Genomic DNA, 25,380 nt, shown 5'->3' on the forward strand with positions numbered 1-25,380 from the left:
AATAGCGGCGGCGGACACACTGGTGGGCGGCTCCTTTAACGACGCAACGGCCCCTTCTGCGGGTGTGCAGGAGGAGCCGCTGCTTGGGCGGGATGCCGGTTAGCGTTTCAGGTTGGTCAGTTCCTGCAGCACTTCGTCCGAGGTGGTGATGATGCGGGCGTTGGCCTGGAAGCCGCGCTGGGCCACGATCAGGTTGGTGAACTCCTGCGACAGGTCCACGTTGGACATTTCCAGCATGCCGCTGCCGATGCCGCCGGCGCCGCCCTCTCCGGCGCCGCTGATGACCGGGTCCCCGGAGTTAGCCGTGGCGGTGTAGCCGGAGTTGCCGGCCTTCTCCAGGCCGGCAGAGTTGGTGAAGGTGGCGACGGCGATGCGGGCGAGGGCCTGCTTGGCGCCGTTGGTGAAGGAACCGATCACGGTGCCGTCCTTGCCGATGGAGAAGGACTCCAGCGTGCCGGCGCTGCGGCCGTTGGCCGTGACAGAGGCGGTGCTGACGCCGGCGTAGCTGGTGAGTCCGGTGAGGTTCACGGCCACACCGCCGACAGTGATGGTGTCGGCGTTGGCGCCGGGCTGGGCGCCGTCGGCAAAGGCAAGGTTCACAGGTGCCGCGTCCTTTGCGCTGACGCTCCAGCCGCCTGCGGTGCGGGTGAAGGTCAGGGGAACTACTGACGGATTGCCGTTGGCATCGTAGGTGTCCATATCGCGGATAACTGTGCCGCCCTCCGGGGTCTCCGAGGGCAGGTTTCCGGTCATGGTTGCCGTGTCGGTGGCCACTGCCGGGACAACGGCGCCGTCGGGCAGGACAATGTTGCCCACTGCACCACCGGTGTTCAGGGTGCCGTCCGCGTTGGCAGTCCAGCCCTGGACGATGCCGCCGTCCGTCGAGACCAGGCGGCCGTCGCCGTCCACATTGAATGCGCCGGCGCGGGTGTAGGTGGAGGTGGCGCCCTGGCGGGTGATGAAGTAACCCTCGCCGTTGATCATCAGGTCCTCGGCCCGGCCGGTGGCCTGCGCCGAACCCTGTGTGAAGTTGGTGGTGATCCCCGAGACCACCACGCCGAGTCCGACCTGGGCCGGGTTGGATCCGCCGTTGTTGGCGCCCGGGGCGGTGGCACCCTGGGTCAGCTGGGACAGGGTGTCCTGGAACTGCACCGCAGTGGCCTTGTAGCCCGTGGTGTTGACGTTGGCGATGTTGTTGCCGGTGACATCGAGCATGGTCTGGTGCGAGCGGAGTCCGGAGATACCGGAGTAAAGGGAGCGAAGCATGGTGGCGCCTTTCAGCTTTGGTAGTGCCGGGAGGAAGGGTTACGCGGTTGCTGCGGGTGCATTGGGTACGTCGGGGGTTTGCGCTGCTTCGCCGTCGACGACGCCGGAGATTCGGTCCAGCAGGACGTCCTCGCCGTTGATGTTGACGGTCGGGACGCCGGCGGCGTAGGACACCGATTTGGCGGTTCCGGTGACGGACACACCCTCGTCGTTGGTATAGGTGACGGTCTGGCCGATGAGGGCAGCGGCGGCGATGCGCATCTGCAGGGAGAAGTTCTCTTCATCCATCTTCGCCATGGCGGTGAGTTGTTCCATGGATGCCAGCTGAGTGGTCTGCGCGATCATCTCGTTGGTGTCCATAGGCGAGCTCGGATCCTGGTTGCGCAGCTGGGTGACCAGCAGATGCATAAAGACCTCACTGTCCATGGTTTGTTTGGGCGCACGGGTGGTCGCCTCGGTGGCGATACCGCCGGGGGCCGTTACTGCTTCTACGGGCACGGGGTCTCCTTTTCTAGGCCAGGAAATCGATGGTCGATGCCGACGCCGGGAATCCGGGCCGGTAAGTGCGTGGGGCGGAGTCCGCCGGCAGCCCGGGGTCCGCAGGGGTGCCCGGAGCCGCGTCCCGGTCCGTTCCGCCGTTCCGGCGTTCCGCTTCCCCGCCCGGGGAGTCCTGGGCGGAGAGTGAAAGGTTCGCGTTCATTCCCGACCCCGCAAGATCCCGGCGCAGGTCCGTCATCAGGCTCCGCAGCGCCTCACGGCCGGCGTCGGACGGTGCGAAGAGTTCGATCCGCACCCCGTCAGCACCCACGTGGGCGCGCACGGTGACCGGGCCGAGGGTGTCCGGCGTGATGCTCAAGGTCATCACGTGCTCTCCCTGCGGAGCTGCCGCCAGGGAAAACAGCGGCTGGGACACCTGGGGCAGCAACGCGGGAGCTGCCGGTACCGGGGATGCCGGCACGGCTGCCGGGACGACGGCGGCACCGGAGACCGCCGGCGAGAGCGGCATCGGGGGAAGGGCCGGTACCGGTCCGACGGCGGCGGTCTCGGCAACTGCGCCGGCAACGGCCGGGGTGTCGGCGGTCTGAAGAACGGCTCCGGCGGCAAACTGTGCCGCGGAAACCGGCGCTGCAGACCCGGGATTTCCGGCGGCGCTGGCCAAGGCGCCGGTGGACGGGGGCTGCACAGTTCCGGGGACTGCGGGATCCGCTGCGGCTGTATTTGCCGCGGGGCCTGCTTCAGCCACTCCCCCGGCATCAGCGGCGGCCGCATTGGACGTGGAACCCGCAACGGAGGTGGCCGCAAGGGCGGCGGCCGCAAGGCCTGCAGCCACGGCGGAAGGGGTGCCGGCGGCATCCCGCACCATCGGGCCGGCAGCCGGAACGGCAAGGACAGCACCCGGATTGCCGGCCGTATTGGTCGGCGCCGAAGCCGGGAACTGCCCGGTTGATCCGGGCATGGGCTGTCCGGTCCCGGACTGCAGCGGCGAGACAGTGTCGGGTTTCCGATCAGGGGTGCCCGGAGCGCTAACGGAAAGAGGGCTGGCGGACTCTTTGTCCTTCTCCGCGCCGTCCTGATCGGCGCCGTTTTGTTCGGGCTCCGGTTTCCCAGCGGGAGCTGCCGGAGCGCCGGGAGCCGAAGCTGCAAGGGCCTCCTGCAGCGAAGATCCGAACTGGTCTGCACCGCTCGAGGCAGAGCCGGACCCCGAGGCACCTGTCCGGGGAACAGCCGCGGTGGCTGCGGGGAGTGGCAGGCCGGCGAAGAGGCTCATGCTGCCGATCCCATCATCGCTGCCTGGGCAGCGCGGGCCGAGGCGACCAGGTCGGAGAGACCGGCGGCGTCGGCTGCACCGGTGCCGGAGGCCCCGGCGGATTCCGTCGGCAGGATGCGCCGGATGGTGGTCAGATTGGCGTCGGTTTCCCACGCGTCACGGATGGCGATGGTCTGCCCGGGCTGCGGAGCGTCCACCGCTTTTCCGTTGCCGAGGTAGATTGCCACGTGTCCGCCGTCGTGGCTGAACAGCAGGTCACCCGGCTGGGCCTCGGCGAGGGAGGCAACCTCGGTCCCGGAGTTCATCTGGTCCCAGGTGACGCGCGGCAGCGTGTAACCGAGATCCTTGTAGACGTTCTGCACGAAGGACGAGCAGTCCAGGCCTTGTGCGGGATCATTGCCGCCCCAGATATAGGGCAGGCCCAGGTATTTCTGGACCGCGCCGAGCACCTCGCCGTCCGCTGCGGCGCCGGCCGGCGTGCCGCCGTCAACGCTCCCGGCACCGGCGGACGCCGCGGAGGTCAGCGAGGACAGGGTGGAGGCGAACTCCGCGTCTGTTCCTGCTGCCACGGCAACAGAGGCAGCGGCCGCCGGCTTCACGGCGGCGGCGCCGGAGAGCTGGCTCAGCGTGCTCCGGATTTCTTCGATCCGCCCCAGGGCGTCGGTCATGCTCATGATTTGGCTTCCTTCTGCCTGCGGTGCCAGGCGGAGCCGGCGAGTTCATCCAAAATGGTTTGTTCCGTGCGCAGGTCCTCGGCGGCTTCACCCTCGGCGAACTTGCCTTCCAGCTTTTCCAGTCCCACGGAGCGGGCCCGGGCGGAGGAAAACTCGGTGCGGGCTGCTTCCACTTCGGCCGCATGGCGCGTGCCCAGCGCGTTCAGGTCCGCGAGCATACTGCGCGAGGAGGAGCGGGCAGCGGCGATGGCGTTCATCGTCGTAGCATCCACCGGCTGGCTAAAGGACGCTTCGAGGGCGTTGTACACCCCGGCACGGGCTTCCCGCGTTTCCTGCATCCGGAGGTTGGCTGCAGCGAGTTCACCGGCGGCCCGGTCCTGCTGCAGCTGGCGCAGGCGAAGCAGGCCGGCGAGGGGGAAAGTCCGGGCCATCAGGACACTCCCAGCATCCGGGTGAGCTGGTGCAGCTGCGCCCAGGCGGTCTCCGCCGGAGTCTGTTCATCCATACGCTGCTGCAGGAACGCGTTGATCGCTTCCTGGTTGTCCACTGCCGCGTCCACCAGCGGATTGGATCCGCGCTGGTAGGCCCCGACGTCGAGCAGGTCCTGGGCCGCCTTCCGGGCGGCCATCACCCGACGCAGCATCGATGCCGCGTCGCTGCGTTCCCGCGGGTTCACGCGGGAGGCAACGCGGGAGATCGAGGCCAGGGCGTCGATGGACGGGAAGTGGCCGGCGACGGCGAGCTTGCGGTCCAGGACCACGTGTCCGTCGAGGATGGACCGGGCGCTGTCGGCAATGGGCTCGTTGTGGTCATCGCCGTCCACCAGCACGGTGTACATGCCGGTGACCGATCCGCGTTCGCCGGTGCCGGCGCGCTCGAGCAGCTGCGCGAGCAGGGAGAAGGTGGAGGGCGGGTAGCCCCGGGTGGCCGGCGGTTCGCCCACGGACAGGCCGATTTCGCGCTGGGCCATGGCCACGCGGGTCAGGGAATCCATCATCAGCATGACGTCGGCGCCGCGGTCGCGGAAGGATTCGGCAATGCGAGTGGCCACAAACGCGGCACGCAGGCGCATGAGCGCAGGTTCGTCCGATGTCGAGACCACCACGATGGACCGTGCCAGGCCCTCGGCGCCCAGGTCGTCTTCGAGGAACTCGCGGACTTCACGGCCGCGCTCCCCCACAAGGGCGATCACGGACACTTCCGCATCCGTGCCGCGGGCGATCATGGACAGCAGCGAGGACTTGCCGACGCCGGAGCCGGCGAACAGGCCCATACGCTGGCCGCGCCCCACGGTGGTGAGGGTGTCCATTACCCGGACGCCCAGCTGCAGCGGAGTGTCGATCCGGGCACGCAGCATCGCGGACGGGGTTTCATGGTCCAGCGGAACCATGGCCTCCACCTGCAGCGGGCCTTTTCCATCGATGGGCCGGCCCAGGCCGTCCAGCACCCGGCCGAACAACCCGGTGCCGGTGGGCACCAGCAGCGGTGTGCCCTTGGAACGGGCCGGCGTTCCGGCTGTCAGACCGGTGAGCCGGCCGAAAGGCATGCAGCGGATTCCTTCACGCGTGGCGGCAACGACTTCGGCGTCCACCTCGGAGCCGGGGTGCCCGATGGACACCAGCTCGCCCACGCCGCAGTCCAGGCCGGCAATCTCAATGCTCAGCCCCAAGACGGAGGACACACGTCCAATGCGCTGCGGTGCGGCGGAGCGCAGGGCTGCCGTAAAACGGTCGGCGCGGGGGCGCCAGGTGGTGGCGGTCATGATGCCTCCCCCAGCAGTGCGGTGCGGGCACGTTCGACGGCGGAGGCCAGCGAGGCGTCCAGATAGCCGTCCGGGAACTCGGTGACGGCGTCACCCCGCTGCAGGCCGGCGTCGCCCACAAACTCGACCCGGGCACGGCGCAGCGTGTCTTCGTCCAGGGACGCGAGGTCCACCGGATGCATGCGGACGCGCTGGACCAGATCCGTGTCTACGCCTTCGAGGGCACGGGCCAGCGCTGAACGGGCGGAGGTGTCGCCGGAGGCGAGTTCCCGGCCCAGCAGTGCTTCGGCCAGATCAACAGCGGCGGCGGCCAGAGTGTCCTGGACATCGGTGATCAGGGCAACGGTGCGGCCCTCAAGGCTGAAAACGGCGGAGTTGAGTGCGGAAAGGCTCCGGTTGAGGCGCTCCTGTCCGCGGCGCATTTCGTCCTCGTACTGTTCCTGCAGGGTGCGGCGCAGCAGGTCGGTGTCCGCGGCGGCGGCGCGAAGGCCGGCCGTGTAGCCGGCGGCATGCCCGCGGGCCTCCACCTGCGCGTTGAGGTGCGCTTCGTCCGTGGCGCCCAGGGAGGTGTAGACCAGGCGGGAGAACGTCTGCTCGTCAGTAGACATATTCCTCCTCGTCCGCGCGGTGCACCTCGATGACACCCTGGGCTTCCATTTCCCGGATGGCCCGGACAATGTTGGCCCGGGCCTCTTCGACCTGTGACAGCCGTGCCGGACCGGCTGCCTTGATTTCGTCGTCGAGGAGTTCGCGGTTGCGTTCGGAAACGTTGGACCGGATGACCTCGAGGAGCGCCTCGGTGGCACCCTTCAGCGCCAGGGCCAGCGTGCCGACGCTGATGCCGCGCAGCACCAGCTGAACGTCGCGGCGTTCGAGCTTGACGAGGTCGGCGAAGGTCAGCATGCGTGAACGCACCTCTTCAGCGAGGTCGGGATCGCGTTCCTCCAGTGCCTCGAGGAGGGCACGTTCCGTGCCGGCGTCGGAGCGGTTGATGATCTCGACCAGCGGCTGGACGCCGCCGATCGTGTCTGCTGCCTCTCGGGAGGCTCCGAGCGCAGACGCCCGAGTTTTCAGTGTTTCGGCGACCACGCGCACCGCTTCCGGGGTGGCGCGGGACATGGTAGCGATTGCCTGCGCAACATCGGTCCGCAGATCGGCGTTCAGGCCGGTGAGCACAGCTGACGCGCGCTGGGGCCGCATGTGGGCGAGGACCAGGGCAATTGTCTGCGGGAGCTCCCCGTCGAGGAGCGAGATCACCTGGCCCGGTTCCGCACTTTCGAGGAATTCGAAGGACCGTCCTGCTGCCGAGGAGCTCAGGCGTTCCATCACGCCGGAGGCGCGCTCAATGCCGAAGGACGCCTGGAGCAGGCCCATGGCACGGTCCCGTCCGCCGAGCGCCCGGCTCCCGCCCCGCGCGGTCATGTCGTAGAACTCGTTCAGGGTGTCCTCGGCGATGGCCGGGTCGATTCGCTTAAGCCGGACAATCTCTGCGGCAATGGTCTGGGCCTCAGCCTCGGTGAACTGCTGCATCACCACGGCGGCCCGAGAGGTTTCCAGCTGCATCAGAACCACTGCCGCCTTCTGGACACCGGTAAGCTCCGCGGTTCCGGCCTGCTCCTGGCGCGCCTTGGCGTTGGCGGCCAGGGCGGCCGGCATTCCGACCGTGGCGGTGGCGAGTTCGGTCATACCCGGCTCTCATCCATCATGTTGCGCAGGTAATCCGCAGTCCGCAGCGGGTCCTGGGCGGCAAGGGCATCGAGTTCCGCGCGTTTGCGCTCATGGTCGGTGGCAGCGGCGACAATCTGCATCGATGCGGTGTCCAGCGGAACCACAGCCGGCTCGGGAAGCATCGCCAATGCCGTAGGCGGCGCCAGCGGGTCCAGCTCCGGCAGTTCGCCGATGTCGATGGCTTCGCGGTTCTGCCGGCGGGAGCGCATGGCGTAGGCGACGAGCGCCAGGATGAGCACCAGGACAATACCTGCCACGATGATGCCCATCTGGAGCATCTGTGCGCGGCGTTCGGCTTCTTCCGCCGCCTGTGCGTCGGCCAGGGCATCCTGGGCGCTGGTGGCGCCGTCCGCGTTGAAGGAGACCATTTCCACGGTGATTTCATCGCCGCGTTCGGCGTTGATGCCGGCGGCGGTCGCAACGAGTGCTTCCAGGTCCGCGACATTCAATCCGGCGGCCGCATTGGTGTTCAGCGCTACGGAGACTGTCTGGCGGTTCAGGGAACCAGCCGGGATCTCCCGGGTTTCGGTCACCTTGTTCACGGCGTTGTTTCTGGTGCTGGTTTCCGAGCGGAAGGCGCCGTCGTCGCTGGTTCCGTTGGGCACGGCAATGTTGTCCGGCCCGAGGATGCCTGCGGCTCCGCCTTCGGCACCGCCGGTGTATTCCTCGGTGCTGGTGGCTTCGTTCAGCGCGGGGGTGTCCTGCGGTGCGGTAAAGGATTCCTCCACGCGGTTGGCGGATTCGTAGTTCATGTCCGCTGCCACGGCTACCGTGGCGTTGCCGGGACCGACGACGCGGTCCAGCATGGTCTGCACGGAGGCGGTGATGCGCTGTTCATAGTCGGTGGCCTGCTTGTCGGCTGAGCCGATGGCTCCGGTGCCGACGGCGGAGAGCACGGTGCCGGTGGCATCGATTACGGCAACATCGGTGGACTGCATACCGTCCACCGAGGCCGAGGTCAGGTGCACAATGGCCTGCACCTGGTCGGAGCTGAGGGTGCTCCCGCTCTGCGTTTCCACGAACACCGAGGCGGTGGGATCAACCTTTTCGGAGACAAAGACGGTGTCTTCCGGGATGGCCAGCTGCACTGAGGCGTTCTTCACGCCGTCGATGGCACCGACGGTCTTGGCGATTTCGCCTTCCAGGGCCCGCTTGTAGGTGACGGACTGCTGGAATTCGGAGGAGGTCACGCCCATTTCGTCCAGCAGCGAATAGCCGCCGGTGGATTCGGACGGCAGGCCGGCGCCGGCGGCTTTGAGCCGCTGGTCGTACACGTGTTCCTCGGGAACCATGATGGTTCCGCCGCCGTCGGCTACCTCGTAGGGCACGCCGTCGGTCTTGAGCTGTTCAACAATGCTGTTGGCATCCGTGGCTTCGAGACCGGAGAACAGCGGGGTGTACGCCGGCTTGGTCAGCCACGACGTGAGCAGGGCGATGCCGAGGGCCACCACGGCAATGCCGATGATGGCAATGGTCTTCTGCGCCAGGGTGAACTGGCCAACGGTCTTGCCTACGCGACCGGTCATCGCGCTCAGGGGACCGGGCATCAGGCCTGCATCCGCATGATTTCGTTGAACGCGTCAACGCCCTTGTTCCGCACGGCGGCAACAAGTTCCAAGGTGACGGACGCCCGGGTGGAGGCGATGGTGGCGGCATGGATGTCATCCAGATCCCCGGTGACTGCCTGCACGGCGAGCGTCTTGGAGGTGGACTGCAGCTCGGTGATGCCGTCCACGGCTCCGGTGAGCTGCGTGGCAAAGGAGGAACCGTCAGTGGCGGCGGCAGGCCTGGCGGCGTCCACGTAACCCGTCGGGGTGGTGCCGCTGACGGCGGCGATGGCGGGAACGGGCATTAGGAGCGTCCAATCTGGAGTGCTGCTTCGTAGGTGCTCTTGGCACGGTCAACCACGGCCGCATTGGCTTCATAGCCGCGCTGGGCGAGGATCAGGTTGCCCATCTGCTCCGAGAGGTCAATGTCCGGGTAGCGGACATAGCCTTCGGCGTCGGCCAGGGCGTGGTCGGGCTGGTACACCACCCGGCCTTCAGCGTCGCCGTACTGGACGCCGGCAACCTCCACTCCGGTGCCATTCGGTCCTTCCTGCGCCACGATGTAGCGGGCCTGGAAGGCAGCACCGTCGGTGCTGGAGACATTGTTGGCGTTGGCCAGGTTGTCGGAGACTGCGTCAAGCCACTTGCGGTGGGTGGTAAGTCCGGTGGCGGCAATGCCGATGGCATCGAAAGTCATTAGTTGGTCCTCAGTGCGGTGCGCAGGGAGTTGGCTTCTCCACCGACGGCCTGGGTGGCGAATTGGTAGCGCAGCACCGTGTCGATGTTGGACAACGTTTCGGTGTCCAGGTTGACGTTGCTGCCGTCCAGGCGGGTGGGTTCAAGGGAACGCTCAGTGGTGGGCGCAACTGCGCCGCTGCCGGCTTTTACTGATTTAGCGAGGGCGTCCTCAAAGGTGACGCGCTGGGCCTGATATCCGGGCGTGTTCACATTCGCGATATTGCTCGCAATGGTCCGCTGGCGGAGGGCAAGGCCGTCCAGTGCGCTTTGAAGCGCAATGGAGGATACGGAATCGAACACAGTGTGAACCCAGGTTTCGCTAAAGGGACAGTGCGGCCGATCCGTGGCCTTTTACATGAGCTATCCGTGCTCACTAATTGTTATCGGCACATTTTGCGAATGCGTAAGTCATAACCGAGTAATTTTTCCGTTTTTGCCGGGTATGGGTTAAGGGAAAAGTAAGCAGCCTTGCATTCCAGCTGCTTTTAGCCGTCCACTTCCAGGTAAACGGCTGACGGCGCCGGACCGGTCACGCTGCTGATCAGCAGAGATTGCTTGCGGTTGGTCCGTGATTCGTTCCGCAGCTGTGCGTAGGCACGGGACTGTGCCTTGGACAGCAGCCGGGCGCGGACCATCAGTGCTTCCGGGAGCGGTCCGAGCTCGGCCGGCGGATCCCAATCGGCGGCCGCTTCGCGGGCCTGTTCCGCAACGGTGCCTTCGAGGAAGGTTTCCAGGTTGTCTTCGAGCTGGGTGAGGACGGTTCCCCAGAGCGCCAGGTTGGCCAGCTCCCCGGGGGTGCGGTACAGCTCTTCCGGTTCAGCCGACACCGAGGATCGCTCCCCTAGCGCCGGCGGCGGCGGGGACTGCACCGGCTCCGGGTGCCGGCTGGGCTGCGGGAAGCTGCGCGGCGGCGTCGTGCCAGGCCACGCGGAGCGGCTCCAGCAGGTCGATGCATTCACGGGTGAGCTTCGCGTTCCGGCCCACGTTGGCACTCACGAGGGTGGAGAACGAGTACGTGTAGATCGCCTGCAGGTTCTCCGCGCCGTCCCACACATCTGTTTTCAGGGTACCCAGCAGCTCGGTAATGATGGCCTGCGCGTGGATCAGGTTCTCGGATGCCACGGCCCAGTCGGCCTGCTGCTGCGCAGTTTCCGCGCGGGTCAGGTCCAGCAGGAGGCGGTCATACAGCATGGTCAGCAGGCGGGCCGGGGAGGCCGACATTACCGCGTTGCGGGCGTATTCGGCCCGTTTGGCGGCCATTGAGTAGTTCACGTTCACTTCTTACTCGAGGAGGCGGAGAAGGAATCCAGCTGGGAGGTGAGCCAGTCCATTTGGCTGTTGAGCTTGCCGAGCGTGACTTCGAGGGTGGACCAGGTCCGGGTCAGTGTGGCCTGCCGGGATGACAGCCGGCGGTCCCAGTCCGCAATCTGCGTGTTCAGGGACTTGACTTCGCTCTCCTGGCCCTTGATCCGCAGGGTGATGCTGCCCTCGTACTTGTCCGAGATCTGCTTGCCGGCGGTCTCTACCCGGGAGGCAATGGTCTGCAGGGCGGCCTGGGTTTTTTCCGGGTCGGCTTTCAGGGCGGCGGCGAACTTGTCGGCATTGAATTCCACCGTGCCGTCCTTGGTGATGACGATGCCGATTTCCGACGGCGACCGGCCGTCCACCGGGGACGTGGCGGCCCGCATGATCGTGTCCTTGAGCGCCCGCACCCCCGAGTCACCGGTGAACTGGCCGCCGGAGGCTTTGGTGGTGCCGTCGGCGGTGGACACGCTGACGGCGGAGTTCCGGTTGATGTAGCTGAAGACGTCCACCAGACCGGCCACGAGATTCGCCGCTACATCGGTGACGGCCTTCTCGTCGCGGTTCACGCTGACGGTGACCGGGGCGGCGGAGACTTCCTTGACCGAGACATCCACCCCGGGGAGCAGATCCGCGAAGGTGTTGGTGGCGGACGTGATGAGAGTTTCCGCGCCGGCTACCCCTGCCCACAGGGTGACCTGCGCGTCCTGGGCGGGTCGGATATTGCCAAGGTCCGTGCCGTTGTGCGAAATGCTGAACGCACCCTCGCTGCCGGTGGCGGTGGCGGTGAACTGCATGCGGTACTGGGCTACGCCGTCGACGCTGCCGGCGGCGATCTTCACGGCCGTGACGCCGAGGTTGGCCTTGTTGACGGTGTTGATGACCTCGTCCAGGCTCTTGCCCGCGGTGTCGAATTCGGTAATGGTGCCGTCCGCGGAAATGGACAGGGCGTCGCCGTTGGGCCAGGCCGCCATGGCTCCGGAGAGGGATACCTGGGCGGTGGCGAGCCTGTCGACGCGGATGTCCAGTGCACCTGCGGCTGCCCCCGGCTTGGTAACGACGGTGACCTTGTCCGAGGATGCGGTGGCAGAGTAGAGATCTGTTCCGGCAGGTTTTGCCACCTTGCCGGCGCTCTCCGCCAGGGAGGCGATCTTGGCGTTCAGGTTCTGCAGTGCGGTAACGAAGGTCTGGCTGGAGCTGACTTTTTGCTTCAGCATTGCCTGCGGGCGGGCTTCCACCGCCATCAGCTGGGCGATCATGGCCGTGGTGTCGGTACCGGTGGTGATGCCGTCTATGCCTGCCATGCCCGCTCCTTCTGCTTCTGTGCTGCGCTGACCGGGCCGGGCCCGGACATGGGAACGGCAGGTACTGGGCTGACGGCGGAGGCTGTGAGGTCCAAGTCATCTGCCTCCGCCGCCAGCGGCCATTTACCTGCCGGTGTTACTGGTGGTGCTTACTTACTACTGCAGGAGCTGCATCACGCCGCTGTTCATCTGGTTGGCCTGGGACAGCATTGCGGTGCCGGCCTGGGACAGGATCTGCGAGCGGGTGAAGCTTGCCATTTCCTGAGCCATGTCCGTATCGGTGATGCGGGACTTGGCAGCGGAGAGGTTCTCGACGGAAACGTTCAGCGACTTGGTTACTGATTCCAGCCGGTTCTGGGAAGCACCCAGCTCGGAGCGCTGGCCGGAGATGGCCTTGATGGCCGCATCGAGACTCTTGATCGTTACCCCTGCTTCCGCAGTGGTCCCTACCTTGAACGCCGTGGCACCGGCTGCGGCACCAAAGGACTCGGTCGTCGCTGTCCCGACGCCGGTGGTCGCGTCAAACGTGGTTCCCATCAGGCTGGTGGTGACGTTGCCGAGCTTCACTGCGATGGTGTCGGCGGCGCTTCCGCCCGCACCAACCTGAACGTTGATGATGCCCTTGTCAGTTCCCGAGCCGGCGGTGCCGTCGAGCAGGTTGATGCCGTTGAAGTTGGTACCTGAAACGATGCGGTTGAGTTCCTTGCCCAGCTCATTCGCTTCCGTCGAGATCGCGGCGCGTGACTCAGCATTGTTCGAGTCGTTACCGCCCTGCACCGCGAGGTCGCGCATACGGTTCAGGATGGAGTGGACCTCGGTCAGGGCGCCTTCAGCGGTCTGGATGACGCTGATGCCGTCCTGGGCGTTGCGGGCTGCAACGGTCATGCCGCTGACCTGGTTCTTCAGGCCTTCCGAGATGGCCAGGCCGGCTGCGTCATCGGCAGCACGGTTGATGCGCAGGCCGCTGGAAAGCTTCTCCAGGGACTTAGCCTGTGCATTCTGGTTCATGTTCAGGTTGCGGTAGGCGTTGGTTGCCGCGGTGTTGGTGTTGATTGTGAAACCCATGATGTATTCCTCCGTGAGTGGGCTGTGTTCGCAGGCCCATCCATGGGCCTACACCACTAGTTATCGGCGGAGCACCAAGGGGTGTTAGCAGTTTGGGAAAAGAATTTGAAATAAAGATTTACGGCGGCGGAAAGCCTAGGAAGCGGCCGGCTTGAACGTCACGGGCCGGCCGGGCAGCCCGGGGACCAGCCCCTGCGTTCCGGGAAAAACCGGTGCCAGATGGTGCCGTGTAATACCGCCGGCGGTACGGTCCCCCACCGAGGTGAGGTAGGCATTGCGGCGGGCCGGGGCAATCCGGGACTGGAGTTCCGGTGCGGCACTGGTGTCGGAGTAATGCGTGCCCAGGCCGTCACGGAGCAGGCGGACGGCCTCTGCGCGCTGCTGGGACACGGCGGAGTGGGTGCTGCCCAGCTCTTCGGCTATTTCCTTGACCGTGCGGTCGTGGAAGTAGATCTCCTCTATGACGTACCGCATCTTCTCCGGCAGGGCGGCGACGGCGGCCTGCAGGTACTTCAGGCGTTCCGAAGCCAGGAGGGAACCTTCCGGCGACGGCATATCAGCGACGAGGAAGTCAGCCACGGACTCGTCCAGGCTGCACACTGTGCGGGATGCGTCGGAAAGGGCATCCTCGGCCACCATACGATCCACACCCAAAGCGGAGGCGATTTCGTCCACGTTCGGGGTGCGGCCCAGGGCGGCAGTCAGGGTTTCCTTCACCGCGAGGGTTTCCTTGATCCGACGGCGGGCCGAGCGGGTGGCCCAGTCATTGGAGCGCATCTCGTCGGCAAACGCTCCGATGATGCGGCGCCGGGCATAAGCGCCGAAAGGCACACCCAGATTCGGGTCGAACGAAGCGGCCGACGTTATCAGGGCAATGGACCCGACGGAGGCCAGGTCGTCACGCGAGAGGTGCGTGGCCTTGGCGCAGACTTCGGATACGAGATAACCGACCAATGGCAGATTTTCCACCACCATGGCATTACGTGCAGAATGATTCATTTTTGGACCCCCAAGTCCTTGTTCCCCAACAGTCCCCCAACTGCAACCGTTAAACGCGCTGGCTTAGTGGTCAGTGGCTGAGTCCGCTGGTGAATCCACTCTCGAGCGCTTTAGCTGAAACATACCACTAACATTCAAGATGAACCGGCCGATAGTGTTTTGTGGCGGACATATTGGAATATGCCCGCCAATCCGAAGACTTTTGCCGCAGGTTGGGGCCTGGAATCAGACGTCTTATTCCGTACCAGAGATATTCAGTGCACTACCTAGGAGGTGAGCCAGGCATGGGTACCCAGAGACTCTCGGCCCTTCTATGGGAAGAGCGTGAATTGTTGGAACTTCTTGTGTTCAAGCTCGAAGAAGAACAACTGCTGCTTACCTCCGGAAAAACCAAATGGCTGACGCACGCCACCCGTGAGGTTGAACAGGTCCTCGAGCGGCTCCGCGCCGCCGATCTCGGCCGGGCCGTCGCCGTCGCCGGCCTCGCCGTCGAATGGGGCACCTCCGAAGATGCGACCCTGCGCGAATTAGTGGCCGCGGCACCCGCCGGCCCCTGGACGGAAATCTTCAACGCCCATCTGCAGGCCATGACGGAGCTGACCGTGAAGATCCGCGAACTGCGCGATATTAACGAACAGTTCCTGCGCGCTGCAGCACGGTCCGCCCAGGAAACACTGGCGGGACTGAATCCCGAGGCAAACACCTACACGGCGGCCGGCACCTCGGCCACCCGCATGTCAGCCGCCCGGCTGGTTGACCAGAGCATTTGACGTTAGGGACTCCTAGACAATGAGCACCTTCAGCGGCCTGAACACGGCCTACACCGGCCTTTCCGCCGCACGAAAGGGCCTGGACGTAGTCGGCCAGAACGTGGCCAATGCCAATGTCACCGGCTATACCCGCCAGCGGCTGAACACTTCCGCTGCTGCCCCGCTCGCCCCCGTCGGCCCGTTTGCCGCGGGCACCGGGGTGGGCCAGGGCGTTTCGGTGGACTCCGTTGCCCGGCTGGGCAGCCTCCAGCTGGATACCCGGGTCCGCAGCACCGCAGCAGCGGCGGGCTACTCCGCTGTCCGCGCCAATGCCCTCCTCGAGTTGGAAGACAGCTTCAACGAGCCCGGCACCAAGGGCCTCTCCGCCTCGCTGCAGTCCCTGTCGGCGGCGTGGCAGGGGGTGGCGAACAAGCCCGGCGACAACTCAGCCGCCGCCGTACTGCTGAATGCAGCCACCGCCGTCGCCGCCCAGATCGGCGCCGGCTACAACGGGGTGGCCGAGCAGTGGACCAGCACCCGCAGCGGACTCAACGACATGGTCACCGAGGTTAATGCCGGCGCGGCACTGCTCGCCAACCTCAACGGCACCATCCGGTCCACGCTCGCGTCCGGCGGATCAGCGAACGAACTGGTGGACCAGCGCAATGCCGTGGCCACCACCCTCTCGGCGCTGACCGGAGCAACCGTCCGGGAATCCTCCGGCGGCATGGTGGATGTCCTAATTGACGGCAATGCGCTGGTCTCGGGCACGTCCGCACGTTCCCTCACCGTCTCCGGCGGCCGTTCCATGACGGACGCGGCGGAGACGGTGGTGGCCTGGACGGACCGCCCCGGTTCCGCGGGCATCAGAAAGGGCGAAATCGCCGGCGCTGTGTCCCTTTTGACCCCGGCAGCCAAAGGCGGGACGCTGGCCACGGCCGCGGCCTCCTACAACGACGTCGCCTCCGCGCTGGCCGGGACCGTCAATGAACTGCACCGGCAGGGAGCCACCACCACCGGTGCAACCAACCGGGATTTCTTCGCCGTGGGCAGCCCGGCCGCCACCACATTGAAGGCTCTTCCGACCGACGCCTCCGGCATCGCCGCCGGCTTCCCGACCGCTGCCGGCAAGGGAAGTCTGGACGGCAGCCTGGCGGACCAGATCTCCCAGCTGGGGTCCAAGCCGGGCTCAGCCGACAGCGTGTGGAGCACCTTCGTCACAGCCACCGCTTCCCTCAGCCGCGCCGAACTGCAGCAGGCCACCCTGGCCGACGTCGCTGCCTCCTCCGCAGTGGACCAGCAGCTCTCCAATGCCTCCGTGGACCTGGACGAGGAAAACGTGAACCTGTTGATGTACCAGCAGGCCTATCAGGGTGCCGCCCGCGTTATGACAGCTATTGACGAAATGCTGGACACCCTCATCAACCGCACCGGAATTGTTGGAAGGTAATCGTGATCACCCGCACCACGAATCAGACCATGGCCCGCGCAGCCCAGCAGAATCTGCAGGCCAGCATGTCCCGGATGACCAAGCTGCAGGAGCAGGTCAGCTCCTCCTCGGCTATCTCCCGGCCCTCCGACGACCCGGGTGCTACGGCCAGTGCGCTCAAGGTTCGGGCGGAAATCCGCGCCAACACCCAGTACGCCTCCAACCTCAACGACGCCGAGGGCTGGCTGAGCGTCACCGACACCGCCCTCAGCAACACCACGGATATTTTGAACCGGGTCAAGGACCTCACTATCAGCGCCGCCAACGGCGCGCTGACTCCGGACAACCGCAAGGCCATCGCCGTCGAACTGACCGGCCTGAAATCCGATTTGCTGCGCGAGGCCAACACCACCTTCATGGGCCGGACGGTCTTTGCCGGCACTTCCGACGCCGGCGCTGCCTTCACCTCGGCGAACGGTTCCTACACCTACACCGGTAACGGCGTACCAACCTCCCGACGGCTGGACAGCGGCACGCTAATGCAGGTGGACACCAACGGCGCGGCCGTCTTCGGCACCGGGGATGCCTCCGTCTTCCGGGTGGTCGATGACCTCGTGGCCGGGCTGGAGTCCGGCAAGGACGTCAGCGGGTTCCTGGGGAGAATCGACGCCGCGGCAAGCACCGTGCTGGTGGAACACACCGGCCTCGGAGTGCGCCACTCCGCCACCTTGAAAGCGAAGGATGCTCTTTTGGACCAGTCCGTCAGCCTTGAAAGCCGCCGTTCCGGCATCGAGGACCTGGACACCGCCAAGGTGATCCTGGACATGAAGCTGCAGGAAGTCGCGTACCAGTCGGCACTCTCTGTGACGGCGCGGGCCCTGCAGCCCACCCTGATGGACTTCCTGCGATGAGCACGGTCCTGACCTTCCTTGCACCGCCTCCGGGGTTCGCGCCGGACGTGGACTTCCGTCTGGACGACATTGACGGTGCCAGCGGCCTGTACGCCATGAGCTCTACAGGAACCGTGGCCGCCCACCGGCTGTTTGTCCTCGACGCGGCCGTGTATCTGCCGCAGTACCATCCGGAAATCACCGACGAGCAGCGCCGCCAGCTGAAACTGGAAACCCCGGAGGACGCCGTCGTACTCGTGGTCGCCAATCCCACGCTCGACGGAACCACAGTGAACCTGCTGGCACCGATTGTGGTCAATGTATCCACCGGCAGCTGCGCGCAGGTGATCCTTGAAGACCAGGACTGGCCCGTCCGCGCTCCCCTGGAGCCGGTGGCCGCCTAGCTTTTCAACGCAAAAGGCGCACGTTCCGAAGAACGTGCGCCTTTTGCATGCTTAGCCCTTGGGCTTAGGCGAAGTCGGCCGTGGCCGGATCCGCGCCGTAACGGGTGCCGTTGTCGAGGGCGTTGATGGCCTCGATGTCCTCATTGCTCAGCGTGAGGTTCAGTGCCTCCCAGTTTTCGCGGATGCGGGATTCCGTGACGGACTTGGGGATAACGATGCTGCCCAGGGCCAGGTGCCAGGCGATGACAACCTGTGCCGGGGTGGCGCCGTCGTACTTGGCGGCGATTTCGACGAGCTTGGGATCCTCGAGCAGGCCCTTGCCGGAGCCCAGCGGGGACCAGGACTCGTGCAGGATGTTGTGCTCGGCCTCGAAGGCACGCAGATCGGCCTGGTTCAGGTACGGGTGGGTTTCGACCTGGTTCAGGACCGGGACGACGCCGGTGGCGTCGATGATCTCCTGCAGGGCTTCCTTGGTGAAGTTGCAGACGCCGATGGACTTGACGCGGCCCTGCTTCTGCAGCTCAACCAGCGCCTTCCAGGTGTCTACGTACTTGTTCTGCTTCGGCTGCAGCCAGTGAATCAGGTACAGGTCCAGGGTTTCCAGGCCGAGGCGCTCCATGGAGGCGTCGAAGGCCTTCAGGGTTTCTTCGTAGCCCTGGTCCGCGTTCCACACCTTCGTGGTGATGAACATGTCCTCGCGGGGAACGGAGGTGGCGGCAATGGCGCGGCCGACACCGGCTTCGTTGCCGTAGATCTTGGCCGTGTCGATGTGGCGGTAGCCAACCTCGAACGCCTGTCCCACTACCTTTTCGGCAACCTCGTCCTCAACCTGCCACACGCCGTAGCCGAGCTGGGGGATGGTGTTGCCGTCATTGAAAGTCAGTACCGGTGATGTAGTCATGTCCTCATCCTTGCCCGGTTGCCGGGCAGGACAAAGCGGATAAGCTCAGCGCGAAAACACTGCGTAACGTATTCCCGGTTTGGAAATCTTTTTTCCCTACTTAAGCAGGTTTTTTCGCGAAAGGCTTATTACTACTTTCTCGTAATCCCTGTTTCCTGGGCGCTGAGCAGGGCGCGTTCTGCCTCCATCACGTCCTCCTGCACCAGTTCCGCGCGGCGCCGGACATTGTCCAGGCCTGCCGACGCGATCCCCCAGCGCTCCCCTTCGAGCCGGGACATGGCCGCGGCCTCCGCAGCAGCGGCCAGCGAATTTCCGCTGCGGGACAACGCGCGGTGCACCGCGGTGAGCGCCCCGGGAATGTTCTGGCCGGTGCTGGGCAGTTTCCGCTGCGCGGAGGTGCAGACCTCCCGGACGCGCGGCAGCAGACCCGCGAGGTCATTCGCCACGGTCACCAGCTCGTTGTAGATGGCATCATCCTCGACGCCTTCCAGCATCTGGTAATACCGGTCCAGGCCGCGCGTGAAACGGTCGTGTGCACGCCGCCAGACGCCCTTGCCGAGCTCCACGTCATCTTTCCGCCCCTGCCGGGCGGCTGCAAAAAGTGCCATCTGCGTCCTACAGGTACTGGCCGGGGCCTGATTGCGGTTCCTGCCGCGGGCTGCCGGCCCCTTGGGGCCCCTGGGCCCGGTGCGGTTCCCCGTCGTCTCCAATAACCACTCCCGGCGCCAGGACGGTTCCGGGCGGCAGCTGGCGCAGCTGCAGGCGGCCGGCTGCGTGCGTGGCGGTCTGCTGGGCGGCGATGGCCGTCTGGATGCCGCGGAACAACCCTTCGAGCCAGCCCACCAGCTGGGCCTGCGCAATCCGCAGTTCGGCGTCGGTGGGAGTGGAATCGTCCGTGAACGGAAGATTGATCCGGTGCAGCTCGCTCACCAGTTCCGGGGCAAGCCCGTCCTCAAGCTCCTTCAGGGACCGGTCATGGATTTCTGCCAGCCGGTTGCGGGCGGCATCGTCCAGGGGCGCGTTGCGCACCTCTTCAAGCAGCTGCTTGACCATGGTGCCGATCCGCATGACCTTAGCCGGCTCGTCCACCAGCTCGTTGAGTTTGGCCGGACCGCCCTTGCCCTTGCCGTGCCCGGAAGCATTGTCGGCGGGGTGCTCATCCGCCGGGTGGGGTGCTGCCGCGGAGGGGGCCGTGCCGTCGTCAGCCGGCGTCTGCTCTGACTTCTGCTCTGACTTCTGTCCCACGGGCGCGCCCGGAGCCGCCACGGGGCGGTCGGAGGATCCGCTCTGTTCAGTCATGGCATTAATGCTCTCACGGTTGCCGGCGGTTGCCCCGCGGGTAGTCGGATTTCCGGGTTTTCCCCGCCGTTTTGGCGCTTTTTCAGGGGCACCGGGCCAGCGGACCGGCAACAAAAGGAAACAACGACGGCGGCACCGCAGCTGATTGACTCAACTGCGGTACCGCCGTCGTACGTTCGATTGGACCGGGTGGCCGAAGCTAGCAGCAGCGGCCCTCCGGGTTGGCGTCCTGCCGGTCCATCTTGTCCCGCCAGAATTCGCGCTCGCTCATCAAGGGCGAGGTGCAGCCGGACCCGGCGTGGAAGTCCGTGTACTTGCGGTACGCGTCCTCCCCCATCACGTCCCGGAAGAACCGCACGAAACCGGCCACGCTTTGGCGGACCGCGACGCCGGCGCTCATGAGTGCGCCGCCCGCTTTGCCGGCCGGTCCTCCCCCGGCAGCGACTGCCACTGGGCGGCAATCTCCTTTTCCGCCGGCGTCGCCAGGAAGCCCGCCGGAGCGAAGGTCCGGGATGCGACGGCGGGATCCTCGGCGCTCGGGGCGCCATCCGAACGGAAGGACCGGATGCTGGCAATGATGGCCGTGATGATGACGATGATCGCCAGCGTCACGAACACCACCGAGAGCGTGGTCTGGATGAGGGTGTTGCGGACCACCGCTTCCATGGCCTCCACCGTCTTGGCCGTGCCGAAGCTGGTCTCGCCGCGGGAGAGCGCCGCCTGGAAGGCCTCGTGGTTGGCCCAGTACCCGACGCTCGGCACCGGCGAGAAGATCTTGTAGAACGACGCCGTGATGGTCACCACCGCGGCGAACGCCAGGGGCAGGGCCACGATCCAGAGCCACTTGAACGCGTTCTTCTTGGCAATGATCGCCATGCAGATGGCCAGCGCAATGGCGGCCAGGAGCTGGTTGGCGATGCCGAAGAGCGGGAACAGGGTATTGATGCCGCCAAGCGGGTCCGTGACTCCCATGATCAGGATCGACCCCCAGCCGGCAACCATGATGGCCGTACATATCCAGGCTCCGGGACGCCAGGACATGTCCTTGAACTTCGGGGCCACGTTGCCGATGGTGTCCTGCAGCATGAACCGGGCGACGCGGGTGCCGGCGTCGACCGCGGTGAGGATGAACAGGGCCTCGAACATGATGGCGAAGTGGTACCAGAACGCCATCATTCCGGGTCCGCCGATCAGGCTCTGCATGATCGTGGCCAGGCCGACGGCGAGGGTCGGTGCGCCGCCGGTGCGCGACACGATGGATTCCTCGCCGACGCTGGTTGCCAGCGACGAGAGCATGTCCGGGGTGAGGTTCACTCCGGCCAGGCCCAGGCCGTTGACGAAGGCGACGGCGCCTTCCACCGTGCCGCCGGTGGCGCCGGCGGAGGAGTTCATGGCGAAGTAGATGCCGCGGTCAATGGAGATGGCAGCCACCAGCGCCATGATGGCCACGAAGGACTCCATCAGCATGCCGCCGTAGCCGATGAAGCGGGTCTGGCGTTCCTTCTCCAGCATCTTCGGGGTGGTGCCGGAGGAAATCAGGGCATGGAAGCCGGACAGGGCGCCGCAGGCGATGGTGACGAAGAGGAACGGGAAGAGCGGTCCGGCAACCACCGGGCCGTCGTCCCGGCTGGCAAACTCGCTGACCGCCGGAACGCTGATCTCCGGGCGGACGATGATGATGGCCACGGCCAGCATCACGATGGTTCCTACCTTCATGAAGGTGGAGAGGTAGTCGCGCGGGGCGAGCAGCAGCCAGACGGGCAGGACGGCGGCGATGAAGCCGTAGACGATGATGCCCCACGCAATGGTGGTCGGTTCCAGGGTCAGGGCGTCACCGAGCGGGGTGTCGGCAACCCAGCCGCCGGCAATGATGGCGGCGAGCAGGAGGACGAAGCCGATGATAGAGACCTCAGTGACCTTGCCCGGACGCAGGTAGCGCAGGTAGACACCCATAAACAGTGCGATCGGGATGGTCATGCTGACGGAGAAGACGCCCCACGGGCTTTCGGCGAGGGCGTTCACCACCACGAGGGCCAGGATGGCCACGATGATGATCATGATGACCAGGGTGGCGATCAGGGCGGCGGTGCCGCCGATGAGTCCGAGTTCATCGCGCGCCATCTGGCCCAGGGAACGCCCGCCGCGGCGCATGGAGAAGAACATGACGAGGTAGTCCTGGACCGCGCCGGCCAGCACCACGCCCACAATGATCCAGATGGTTCCGGGCAGGTAGCCCATCTGCGCGGCCAGGACCGGCCCGACGAGGGGGCCGGCGCCGGCAATGGCGGCGAAGTGGTGGCCGTAGAGGACCCGGCGGTCCGTGGCGGCGTAATCCTTGCCGTCCGCCTTGTACTCGGCGGGGGTGGCGCGGCGGTCATTGGGCTTCAGCAGCTTCGCTTCGATGAGCTTTGAATAGAAGCGGTAGCCGATGAGGTAGGTGCACACGGCCGCGAACACGAACCAGATGGCGTTCACGGTTTCGCCGCGAACTACGGCGAGCATGGTCCAGCTGAAGCCGCCCAGCAGCGCAATGCCCGCCCAAATGGCGATCTTCGCGGGCGTCCAGCGCCGGTCCTCCGCCTCGAGGACTTCCGGGTCCACGGCCACCGGCGGCAGTGCCGGGTCCTGTTCCAGGACGTCGCCGTCCAGTTGCCGGTTGTCGGCCCGGCGCCGTTGGTTCTCGCTCATGATGATCCCTTTTGTCTGCGGTGGCTTGTCTGCATTGACATACGTACCGAACGGGGGCAGGGAGTGGCCCTGCTCTTTGCAGATTACCAGCGCGAGAGTCGGCGGTCACAGACATACGTGACGGCGGCCGCACAGGTGTGCGGCCGCCGTCGTTGTTCAGGATGCGTTGTGCGGGTCAGAGCGTCAGCAGGATCTTGCCGGCGTGCTGCCCGGAGTCGAAATACTCGTGTGCGGCGGCAGCCTCGGCCAGCGGGAAGGTGCGGTCCACGAGGGGGCGGATCCGGCCGGACACCAGCAACGGCCAGACGTATTCACCGACGGCGGACATGATGGCGGCCTTTTCCTCCACGGGCCGGCCGCGCAGAGTGGTGCCGATGACGGCGGCGCGCTTGGTCATGAGCTGGTTCAGGTTCAGTTCCGCCTTGGCGCCGCCCTGCAGTCCGATGATCACCAGGCGGCCGGCGACGGCGAGCGCGTCCAGGTTCCGCTTCAGGTATTTGGCGCCGACGACGTCGAGGATGACGTCCGCGCCGTGGCCGTCCGTTGCTTCGCGGACCGCGTCGACGAAGTCCTGCTCCTTGTAGTTGATGAGGACCTTCGCACCGAGGGGTTCAGCCAGCTCGAGCTTTTCCGCCGAGCCTGCGGTCACCATCGGAACGGCGCCGAACGCGGCCACCATCTGGATGGCCATGGTGCCGATGCCGCCCGTGGCGCCGTGGATGAGGACGTAGTCCCCCTCCTTGACGCCGGCGGCCATAAAGAGGTTGGAGAAGACGGTGGCCGCGGTTTCCGGCAGGGACGCTGCGGTGACGGCATCGAAGCCGTCCGGCAGGGGCAGGACCTGCCCGGCGGGGACGGCAACCTGCTCGGCGTATCCACCGCCGGTCAGCAGTGCCACCACTTCGGTTCCCACGGCGAAGCCTTCAACGCCCTCGCCCAGGGCGGCAATCCGGCCGGAGACTTCCAGGCCCGGATACTCGGATGCTCCGGCGGGCACCGGGTAGTGGCCCTGGCGCTGCATCACGTCTGCGCGGTTGATGCCGGCGGCAATAACGTCGATCAGCACCTCGCCCGGTCCGGCCTCGGGGGCGGGAACATCCTGCAGTTCCAGTGCTTCCGGTCCGCCGGGTGTTCCAATAACGATGGCTTTCATGCTGTCCTTCCGGGTTTAGGGAATTTTGGTGATTTCATCCCTTCTGCCAGACTACATAGTGAGGAAGGTTGTCCGAGCGGCCGATGGAGCTGGTCTTGAAAACCAGTGTGCGGTAACCCCGTACCAAGGGTTCGAATCCCTTACCTTCCGCCAGACAACAAGAAGCGGTCCCTGATCAGGGGCCGCTTCTTTGTTTAACCCGACCCCGTGCCGCCTTCAGGGTGCCTTCCGTACAGCTGATGCTGGCTCCACACCACCTTCCGTACAGCCGATGCTGGCTAAGTGGGTCCCAGGCCGCATTTGCTGTACGGAAGCTGTTGGCCCAGGACGTCGGGAACGCATCAGCTGTACAGAAGGCGTCCCTGAGTACAGCGCTTCGCCTAGGGGCGGGCAGGAATTGCTGAAGAGGCCAAATAACTTAGGCTTGTCCTAAGTAATTGCGTCCGCAGTCCCCCACCGCATCGGAGCCGCAGCATGTCCCCCCGCATTCAGCCCACCTCTTTCCCGAAGCCGGTCCGCCTGGCAGCACTCACCCTCGGACTCGCCGCTGCGCTCACCGGGTGCGCCGCCGGGGACGACGACGACCACGACGAGCCGGCGTCGAACACCGGCATGCACGGGGTGTCCGAACAGACCGCCGAGCGCGTGGTCCAGGTCAGCTCCGTCCATCCCGAAACCGGCATGACCCTGATCGAAGGCCCGACTTTCGGGCCCGACGGCGGCCTGTTCGTTGTCGATGTCACTGCCCCTGCCGGCGACGCCAAGGTGATGCGCGTGGATGTGGAGGATGAATCGGTTTCCCCCGTCTACACCGAGGGCAACGGCGCCTACACCTCCGCGCAGTTCAGCCCGAAGGACGGCCGGATCTACCTGACGGACTTTGCCGGCGGAAAAATCGACAGCATCACCGCCGACGGGAAGGACCACCAGACCTTCTTCACCGGCGACGTCGACGGCGCCCCCATGCGCCCGGACGATCTGGCCTTCGACGAGGAGGGGAACCTCTTCGTCAGCGATTCCACCGGCTACGCCGATCCGGCCTGGGAGGCGCAGGGCCGGGTGGTGCGGATCGACAAGGACACCGCGGAGGCCACCGTCCTGGCCGAGAACCTGGCCGCCCCGAACGGCATCTCCTTCAGCGAGGACTTCAAGGCACTGTGGGTCAGCCAGTACATGGACAACCGGATCGACTATCTGGTGCTGAACGAGGACAAGACCGAGGTCACCACCTCCCACCCGGGCATGCACTTCGACGGCGGCACCAGCCAGACGGATTCCAACGCCGTGGACGCGGACGGCAACGTGTACCAGGCCGTCCACGGGCAGCCGCGCATTTTCGTCTACAGCCCCACGGGTGAACTGCTGTCCACCGTGACCGTCCCGGCCGACGCCGAGGACGGCCTCACCTCGGCCACCAACATCGCCATCAAGCCCGGCACCAACGAGGCCTACCTGACGGTCAGCGGCCCCTCGGGCGGTTTCATCTACGAATTCAACGCACTATCCACCGGTATCCGCCAATCAAACGGCGGCTAACCAATACACCCCAAGGCCCCACCAACAGCAGCACGGATGAGGTGCCCGCGGACGGCGTCTAACCGTTTCCCTCAAGGGGCGACGGCGCAACGGACGCTGGGTGACATGTACCCGTAGGTGCCTAGCGGAGGACTGCATGGGGTGCGGCCCCCCTTAGGGCCCTGGCGGCGGGCTGCGT

28 protein-coding genes and 1 tRNA gene are annotated in these 25,380 nt (G+C 65.9%); 6 read left to right on the top strand and 23 right to left on the bottom strand.

Translation table 11 applies throughout. The features are described 5' to 3' along the window. Positions 1-99 precede the first annotated feature (99 nt). From NNX37_RS15220 to NNX37_RS15300, 17 genes are all read right to left on the bottom strand, one after another. Complete coding sequence (locus NNX37_RS15220) at positions 100-1,266, bottom strand: flagellar hook protein FlgE (RefSeq protein WP_255793600.1); 1,167 nt, start codon at positions 1,264-1,266, stop codon at positions 100-102. A gap of 39 nt (positions 1,267-1,305) precedes the next feature. Next, positions 1,306-1,764, bottom strand: coding sequence for a flagellar hook capping FlgD N-terminal domain-containing protein (locus NNX37_RS15225; protein ID WP_255793601.1), 459 nt, complete (start codon positions 1,762-1,764; stop codon positions 1,306-1,308). A 13-nt stretch (positions 1,765-1,777) separates the two neighbouring features. After that, the gene (locus NNX37_RS15230) at positions 1,778-3,034 is read right to left on the bottom strand and encodes a flagellar hook-length control protein FliK (RefSeq protein ID WP_255793602.1); all 1,257 of its coding nucleotides are present in this window, start codon (positions 3,032-3,034) and stop codon (positions 1,778-1,780) included. Then, positions 3,031-3,708 carry a C40 family peptidase gene (locus NNX37_RS15235; RefSeq protein ID WP_255793603.1) on the bottom strand — a complete coding sequence of 226 codons (678 nt, stop codon included), beginning with the start codon at positions 3,706-3,708 and terminating at the stop codon, positions 3,031-3,033. The genes NNX37_RS15230 and NNX37_RS15235 overlap by 4 nt, the downstream gene beginning before the upstream one ends. Continuing rightward, positions 3,705-4,139 carry a flagellar export protein FliJ gene (locus NNX37_RS15240; RefSeq protein WP_255793604.1) on the bottom strand — a complete coding sequence of 145 codons (435 nt, stop codon included), beginning with the start codon at positions 4,137-4,139 and terminating at the stop codon, positions 3,705-3,707. The genes NNX37_RS15235 and NNX37_RS15240 overlap by 4 nt, the downstream gene beginning before the upstream one ends. Next, positions 4,139-5,470 carry a FliI/YscN family ATPase gene (locus NNX37_RS15245; RefSeq protein ID WP_255793605.1) on the bottom strand — a complete coding sequence of 444 codons (1,332 nt, stop codon included), beginning with the start codon at positions 5,468-5,470 and terminating at the stop codon, positions 4,139-4,141. The genes NNX37_RS15240 and NNX37_RS15245 overlap by 1 nt, the downstream gene beginning before the upstream one ends. Next, positions 5,467-6,078: a FliH/SctL family protein gene (locus NNX37_RS15250; protein WP_255793606.1), complete on the bottom strand. Its 612-nt coding sequence runs from the start codon at positions 6,076-6,078 to the stop codon at positions 5,467-5,469. Before NNX37_RS15250 ends, NNX37_RS15245 begins: the two co-directional genes overlap by 4 nt. Then, positions 6,068-7,126 carry a flagellar motor switch protein FliG gene (fliG, locus tag NNX37_RS15255; RefSeq protein WP_255793705.1) on the bottom strand — a complete coding sequence of 353 codons (1,059 nt, stop codon included), beginning with the start codon at positions 7,124-7,126 and terminating at the stop codon, positions 6,068-6,070. The genes NNX37_RS15250 and fliG overlap by 11 nt, the downstream gene beginning before the upstream one ends. Positions 7,127-7,152: 26 nt before the next feature. Further along, positions 7,153-8,724 (bottom strand): flagellar basal-body MS-ring/collar protein FliF, encoded by a 1,572-nt coding sequence (fliF, locus tag NNX37_RS15260; protein WP_308206335.1) that lies wholly within the window; start codon positions 8,722-8,724, stop codon positions 7,153-7,155. A gap of 20 nt (positions 8,725-8,744) precedes the next feature. Next, complete coding sequence (gene fliE, locus NNX37_RS15265; protein WP_255793608.1) at positions 8,745-9,050, bottom strand: flagellar hook-basal body complex protein FliE; 306 nt, start codon at positions 9,048-9,050, stop codon at positions 8,745-8,747. Continuing rightward, complete coding sequence (gene flgC, locus NNX37_RS15270; RefSeq protein WP_255793609.1) at positions 9,050-9,442, bottom strand: flagellar basal body rod protein FlgC; 393 nt, start codon at positions 9,440-9,442, stop codon at positions 9,050-9,052. The genes fliE and flgC overlap by 1 nt, the downstream gene beginning before the upstream one ends. Next, a complete protein-coding gene (locus tag NNX37_RS15275; RefSeq protein ID WP_255793610.1) occupies positions 9,442-9,783 on the bottom strand; it encodes a flagellar basal body rod protein FlgB in 342 nt (113 codons plus the stop codon). Before NNX37_RS15275 ends, flgC begins: the two co-directional genes overlap by 1 nt. A gap of 185 nt (positions 9,784-9,968) precedes the next feature. Then, positions 9,969-10,310 carry a hypothetical protein gene (locus NNX37_RS15280; protein ID WP_255793611.1) on the bottom strand — a complete coding sequence of 114 codons (342 nt, stop codon included), beginning with the start codon at positions 10,308-10,310 and terminating at the stop codon, positions 9,969-9,971. Beyond that, positions 10,300-10,755 (bottom strand): flagellar export chaperone FliS, encoded by a 456-nt coding sequence (fliS, locus tag NNX37_RS15285; protein ID WP_308206336.1) that lies wholly within the window; start codon positions 10,753-10,755, stop codon positions 10,300-10,302. Before fliS ends, NNX37_RS15280 begins: the two co-directional genes overlap by 11 nt. A 2-nt stretch (positions 10,756-10,757) precedes the next feature. Beyond that, the gene (gene fliD, locus NNX37_RS15290) at positions 10,758-12,089 is read right to left on the bottom strand and encodes a flagellar filament capping protein FliD (RefSeq protein ID WP_255793613.1); all 1,332 of its coding nucleotides are present in this window, start codon (positions 12,087-12,089) and stop codon (positions 10,758-10,760) included. Between the two features lie 156 nt (positions 12,090-12,245). Further along, a complete protein-coding gene (locus tag NNX37_RS15295; RefSeq protein WP_255793614.1) occupies positions 12,246-13,154 on the bottom strand; it encodes a flagellin N-terminal helical domain-containing protein in 909 nt (302 codons plus the stop codon). Between the two features lie 135 nt (positions 13,155-13,289). Next, positions 13,290-14,153 (bottom strand): sigma-70 family RNA polymerase sigma factor, encoded by an 864-nt coding sequence (locus tag NNX37_RS15300; protein WP_255793615.1) that lies wholly within the window; start codon positions 14,151-14,153, stop codon positions 13,290-13,292. A 284-nt stretch (positions 14,154-14,437) separates the two neighbouring features. Here NNX37_RS15300 and NNX37_RS15305 point away from each other — a divergent pair, with 284 nt between their 5' ends. The 4 genes from NNX37_RS15305 to NNX37_RS15320 are packed head-to-tail and all read left to right on the top strand — an operon-like array spanning position 14,438 to position 17,625. Then, positions 14,438-14,923: a flagellar protein FlgN gene (locus tag NNX37_RS15305; RefSeq protein WP_255793616.1), complete on the top strand. Its 486-nt coding sequence runs from the start codon at positions 14,438-14,440 to the stop codon at positions 14,921-14,923. A gap of 19 nt (positions 14,924-14,942) precedes the next feature. Further along, positions 14,943-16,352, top strand: coding sequence for a flagellar hook-associated protein FlgK (gene flgK / locus NNX37_RS15310; protein WP_255793617.1), 1,410 nt, complete (start codon positions 14,943-14,945; stop codon positions 16,350-16,352). A gap of 2 nt (positions 16,353-16,354) precedes the next feature. After that, entirely contained in the window at positions 16,355-17,242 is an 888-nt protein-coding gene (flgL, locus tag NNX37_RS16585; protein WP_255793618.1) for a flagellar hook-associated protein FlgL, read from the top strand. After that, entirely contained in the window at positions 17,239-17,625 is a 387-nt protein-coding gene (locus NNX37_RS15320; RefSeq protein WP_255793619.1) for a flagellar assembly protein FliW, read from the top strand. Before flgL ends, NNX37_RS15320 begins: the two co-directional genes overlap by 4 nt. Positions 17,626-17,689: 64 nt before the next feature. On the opposite strand, the gene NNX37_RS15325 is transcribed toward NNX37_RS15320, so the two are convergent. From NNX37_RS15325 to NNX37_RS15350, 6 genes are all read right to left on the bottom strand, one after another. Beyond that, positions 17,690-18,526, bottom strand: a complete 837-nt coding sequence (locus tag NNX37_RS15325) for an aldo/keto reductase (protein WP_255793620.1) — start codon at positions 18,524-18,526, stop codon at positions 17,690-17,692. 131 nt (positions 18,527-18,657) lie between these two features. Further along, entirely contained in the window at positions 18,658-19,134 is a 477-nt protein-coding gene (locus tag NNX37_RS15330; protein WP_255793621.1) for a hypothetical protein, read from the bottom strand. A 7-nt stretch (positions 19,135-19,141) separates the two neighbouring features. After that, entirely contained in the window at positions 19,142-19,825 is a 684-nt protein-coding gene (locus NNX37_RS15335; RefSeq protein ID WP_304659559.1) for a bacterial proteasome activator family protein, read from the bottom strand. Positions 19,826-20,024: 199 nt separating this feature from the next. Next, positions 20,025-20,225: a CstA-like transporter-associated (seleno)protein gene (locus tag NNX37_RS15340; protein WP_255793622.1), complete on the bottom strand. Its 201-nt coding sequence runs from the start codon at positions 20,223-20,225 to the stop codon at positions 20,025-20,027. Beyond that, the gene (locus NNX37_RS15345; RefSeq protein WP_255793623.1) at positions 20,222-22,513 is read right to left on the bottom strand and encodes a carbon starvation CstA family protein; all 2,292 of its coding nucleotides are present in this window, start codon (positions 22,511-22,513) and stop codon (positions 20,222-20,224) included. Before NNX37_RS15345 ends, NNX37_RS15340 begins: the two co-directional genes overlap by 4 nt. 175 nt (positions 22,514-22,688) lie before the next feature. Then, positions 22,689-23,666: an NAD(P)H-quinone oxidoreductase gene (locus NNX37_RS15350; RefSeq protein WP_255793624.1), complete on the bottom strand. Its 978-nt coding sequence runs from the start codon at positions 23,664-23,666 to the stop codon at positions 22,689-22,691. Between the two features lie 62 nt (positions 23,667-23,728). Here NNX37_RS15350 and NNX37_RS15355 point away from each other — a divergent pair. Further along, a tRNA-Ser gene (locus NNX37_RS15355) sits at positions 23,729-23,819 on the top strand. 321 nt (positions 23,820-24,140) lie between these two features. Continuing rightward, positions 24,141-25,202 carry an SMP-30/gluconolactonase/LRE family protein gene (locus NNX37_RS15360; RefSeq protein WP_255793625.1) on the top strand — a complete coding sequence of 354 codons (1,062 nt, stop codon included), beginning with the start codon at positions 24,141-24,143 and terminating at the stop codon, positions 25,200-25,202. Positions 25,203-25,380 lie beyond the last annotated feature (178 nt).

The organism is Arthrobacter zhaoxinii (genome assembly GCF_024385505.1).
GTDB classification, from domain to species: domain Bacteria; phylum Actinomycetota; class Actinomycetes; order Actinomycetales; family Micrococcaceae; genus Arthrobacter_B; species Arthrobacter_B zhaoxinii.

Coding starts and splice junctions, on each gene's coding strand:
- NNX37_RS15345 (WP_255793623.1), bottom strand. CDS start 22,513: ATGAGCGAGAACCAACGGCGCCGGGCCGACAACCGGCAACTGGACGGC.
- NNX37_RS15295 (WP_255793614.1), bottom strand. CDS start 13,154: ATGGGTTTCACAATCAACACCAACACCGCGGCAACCAACGCCTACCGC.
- NNX37_RS15335 (WP_304659559.1), bottom strand. CDS start 19,825: ATGACTGAACAGAGCGGATCCTCCGACCGCCCCGTGGCGGCTCCGGGC.
- NNX37_RS15330 (WP_255793621.1), bottom strand. CDS start 19,134: ATGGCACTTTTTGCAGCCGCCCGGCAGGGGCGGAAAGATGACGTGGAG.
- fliF (WP_308206335.1), bottom strand. CDS start 8,724: ATGACCGGTCGCGTAGGCAAGACCGTTGGCCAGTTCACCCTGGCGCAG.
- NNX37_RS15350 (WP_255793624.1), bottom strand. CDS start 23,666: ATGAAAGCCATCGTTATTGGAACACCCGGCGGACCGGAAGCACTGGAA.
- flgC (WP_255793609.1), bottom strand. CDS start 9,442: ATGACTTTCGATGCCATCGGCATTGCCGCCACCGGACTTACCACCCAC.
- NNX37_RS15300 (WP_255793615.1), bottom strand. CDS start 14,153: ATGAATCATTCTGCACGTAATGCCATGGTGGTGGAAAATCTGCCATTG.
- NNX37_RS15245 (WP_255793605.1), bottom strand. CDS start 5,470: ATGACCGCCACCACCTGGCGCCCCCGCGCCGACCGTTTTACGGCAGCC.
- NNX37_RS15360 (WP_255793625.1), top strand. CDS start 24,141: ATGTCCCCCCGCATTCAGCCCACCTCTTTCCCGAAGCCGGTCCGCCTG.
- NNX37_RS15240 (WP_255793604.1), bottom strand. CDS start 4,139: ATGGCCCGGACTTTCCCCCTCGCCGGCCTGCTTCGCCTGCGCCAGCTG.
- NNX37_RS15220 (WP_255793600.1), bottom strand. CDS start 1,266: ATGCTTCGCTCCCTTTACTCCGGTATCTCCGGACTCCGCTCGCACCAG.
- flgK (WP_255793617.1), top strand. CDS start 14,943: ATGAGCACCTTCAGCGGCCTGAACACGGCCTACACCGGCCTTTCCGCC.
- NNX37_RS15250 (WP_255793606.1), bottom strand. CDS start 6,078: ATGTCTACTGACGAGCAGACGTTCTCCCGCCTGGTCTACACCTCCCTG.
- NNX37_RS15305 (WP_255793616.1), top strand. CDS start 14,438: ATGGGTACCCAGAGACTCTCGGCCCTTCTATGGGAAGAGCGTGAATTG.
- NNX37_RS15320 (WP_255793619.1), top strand. CDS start 17,239: ATGAGCACGGTCCTGACCTTCCTTGCACCGCCTCCGGGGTTCGCGCCG.
- NNX37_RS15340 (WP_255793622.1), bottom strand. CDS start 20,225: ATGAGCGCCGGCGTCGCGGTCCGCCAAAGCGTGGCCGGTTTCGTGCGG.
- fliG (WP_255793705.1), bottom strand. CDS start 7,126: ATGCCGGCCGCCCTGGCCGCCAACGCCAAGGCGCGCCAGGAGCAGGCC.
- NNX37_RS15235 (WP_255793603.1), bottom strand. CDS start 3,708: ATGAGCATGACCGACGCCCTGGGGCGGATCGAAGAAATCCGGAGCACG.
- fliD (WP_255793613.1), bottom strand. CDS start 12,089: ATGGCAGGCATAGACGGCATCACCACCGGTACCGACACCACGGCCATG.
- fliE (WP_255793608.1), bottom strand. CDS start 9,050: ATGCCCGTTCCCGCCATCGCCGCCGTCAGCGGCACCACCCCGACGGGT.
- NNX37_RS15325 (WP_255793620.1), bottom strand. CDS start 18,526: ATGACTACATCACCGGTACTGACTTTCAATGACGGCAACACCATCCCC.
- NNX37_RS15230 (WP_255793602.1), bottom strand. CDS start 3,034: ATGAGCCTCTTCGCCGGCCTGCCACTCCCCGCAGCCACCGCGGCTGTT.